The sequence below is a fragment of the Alphaproteobacteria bacterium genome (assembly GCA_025800285.1).
Taxonomy (GTDB): domain Bacteria; phylum Pseudomonadota; class Alphaproteobacteria; order JAOXRX01; family JAOXRX01; genus JAOXRX01.
In genome coordinates this window covers 1-3,238 of the sequence record JAOXRX010000068.1, presented here as the reverse complement: position 1 = coordinate 3,238, position 3,238 = coordinate 1, and the positions used below count along the sequence as shown (strand labels likewise).

General features: G+C 29.2%; 1 protein-coding gene. It reads left to right on the top strand.

Translation table 11 applies throughout. From position 1 onward, the window contains the following. On the top strand, nucleotides 1-3,019 hold a 3,019-nt coding region (locus tag OIF36_04215; protein MCV6599664.1), incomplete at its 5' end, for a helitron helicase-like domain-containing protein. Nucleotides 3,020-3,238 lie beyond the last annotated feature (219 nt).

Sequence of the window (3,238 nt, the reverse complement as noted above, 5' to 3'; positions counted from 1 at the left end):
GTTGAAAACAATTATAGCTAATAGTAATTATCTCTATAAAGAGATAACAAAAGATGGTACGTTGTCACATTTTCCAAGACGCGTTAAAATATATGACAAAACTATATCTATACAATTTAAAGAAAAGTTTAGCGGCATTTTAAGATTAAATTTATTACTTTCAATTGAAAAAATTCTAAAAAAGGTGATTTGTGAAAATGAATTTTCTAGTAGTGGTTTTGTATTTTCAATAATAAATAGTTATCTTGATATTGCTTTTATTTTTGATAAGACCGATGGAGGACGGATGGTTTATGGTTGTTTTTGTGTCAATAATAATAATGACAAAGGGTATGTTTATACAAAAAGTTTTTCTGTTGAAAAAGTTATAGATACTGTTTTTAAATTAGTTATAGAAAAGGCTCAATTGTTGAAAGAAACGAAATATGAAATACAGTTGGTAAAATGTGACTGTTGTTTATTATCACGAAAAGAGAAATGTCGTTTTATTATTGAAAGGAAAAACAGTTGTAATAAAAGGCGATTTATGAAAGAATTGACAAACGATAATAATGAAACTCAAAAATGTAAGAAAAAAGTTGCATTAAATGATGGAAGTCTGGAAACTAGTAAGAATATGAAATGTGGCCAAAAGAAAGTTTGCGTAAACAAAAGTTTAACTAGTAACAGAATTAAGGCAAAAGTGGTTGCGAAAGATAGATATGTACACAAGAATTGTAGTGAAAATTGTAATGTTTGTAGAAAGAATCGTTCTTTTTGTCTTTGCGCTGTTTGTAAAAAGTTTTATTTTCGTAAGTACGTACAGTATTTTAAAGCATATAAATATAGTTTAATGTCTGAATTTGTTACAGACTGCAAATCATTTGATGGAAAAGTATATATTTGTAGAACATGCCTGCGTAAAGAAAGACAGAAAGATAAAAAACGAGTTAATTGTAATGCATTTAACAAAAAGAAAGATAAAATAAATTCATTAGATTGTTGTATACAAAAGTTTAATGCAGCTGTAAAAGAAGGTCCTTATTATATCTGTGTAGTTTGTAATAGACTTCTTTACTACAAAAGCGTTCACTGTTTTAATGCAGACAGATATAGCTTTAATTCAAAAGTTTTTACAGATGTAAAATCGTATGACGGAAAAGCATATATTTGTAAGACGTGTCATTTGAAAATAAAGAAGAAAACTATACCTTGTCAAGCAGTATTTAATAACCTTGCAGTTGATGATATTCCTGGAGAATTAGCTGGTTTAAGAAAGCTAGAACAAATATTAATTGCACAAAGAATAGTTTTCCAAAAGATTATTATTTTGACAAAAGGACAGCAGAAGAAAATACTTGGTGCAGTTTGTAATGTTCCAGTAAGTTGTGAAGAGACGTGTACTTCACTTCCACGTGCACCTGCGAATTCGGGCATAATTCTTGTTAAGTTGAAAAGGAAATTGCAGTTTAAAGGGCATGTTTATTTTGAAGCTGTTCGTCCGAGAGTTTTATTACAGGCGTTAGATTGGTTAAAAGCAAATAATTTTCTTTACGAAAATATATCTGTTAATTTGGATAGTAGTTATAGCGAATTCAATTTTATGCGTAATATTAATGATATCAGAATTGAGAATCAACCGTGTAACGATGACAATGGTGATTATTATGAGCAGAATAATAACCATGTAGCTAATGACGTTTATAATGATGAACATTATGTTGATAATTACGACAATTATAATGATGATGATTGGCAAGGCAATTATTATAATAATGGTGATTATTGTGAGGAAAATAATGATATTTATGATGAAGATGAAAGTGATAAAGAAGATCCGTTAGATGATTTTAGAACACCTAGTTGTGAAACTTGTTTACAGTCTATTATTCCAGATTACCCATGTATTGTTAATGAGGAAACAAATAAGAATGATATATCTGTTGGCAATGAGATATATAATATTGCACCTGGAGAGGGTAGACATCCTGTATGTATTATGTCAGATAGATATTGCGAGGAATTTGCTTTTCCTGTATTATTCTCTAAAGGTAGATTTGGCTATAAAGACGAAAGAGAAATAAAATTAACACCTGTGAAATATTTTAATGCACGTTTACTTCACTATAGTGGAAGATTTGCAATGAATGCAGAATATTTATTTTTTGCGCAGTTTGTTATGGAACAAAAAAAGGTGTCAGATAGTATAAATGTGGCTTTAAAAAAAATGTGTGGTAAACGTTTAACAGCGTCAGAATTTAGGTCAAATGAGGAATGTGTGAAAAAGTTAATTTTCAAAGATCAAGCTTGTCTTTTTTTGAGAGCTATTCCAGGTAGTCCGCCTTATTGGCAAAAATTTATGTTTGAAGTTATTGCAATGGTTCATCAACTTGGAATTCCTACTTGGTTTATGACTTTATCTTGTGCAGATTTAAGGTGGCCTGAATTATTTCACATTCTTGCACGAATTAAAGGTGAAAATTTGAGTGACGATGATATAGAAAATTTGTCTTATAATGAAAAGTGTTCGTTTCTTAATCTTAATCCTGTTATTGTAGCTAAACATTTTCAGTATAGAGTGGAAATGTTTTTTAAAGAGATTTTACTTAGTAAAGTAAAACCTATTGGCAATATTTTATACTATGCTCTTAGAGTTGAATTTCAAATGAGAGGATCACCACATTTGCATGCGTTAATTTGGACTTCTGATTGTCCTGAATTGAAACCTGGTAATGAAGATATGTATATTAGATATATTGATAAACATGTGAAGGCTACTCTTCCAGACAAAGAAAATGATGCTGAAATGTTTGAATTAGTTAGTACATTTCAGAGACATTGTCATTCAAGAAGTTGTAGAAAATACAAAAATATACCTTGTAGATACAATTTTGGAAAATATTTTACGGAAGAGACCATAATTGCTAAGCCAATATCAGATGATGTAAGTGATGAGGAAAAAAGAGCTATATTAGATAGACGAAGTGCAATATTGGCTGTAGTTAAATTTAAAATTAATGAAATTCTTGATACTGTATGAAATGAAATTCTTGATCCAAGTAAAAGTAGTTTTGATGAAAATACACAGATGGAGGATATTTTGCGTGATTGTGAAGTTTCAAAAGAAGAGTATAAATGGGCATTGTCTATTTCTTGTGATAATGATTATGAAGTACACTTAAAAAGAACAATCGAAAGTTGTTTCATTAATAATTATTTTGAAGCAGGAATTAAAGGTTTTAAAGCTAATATAGATTTA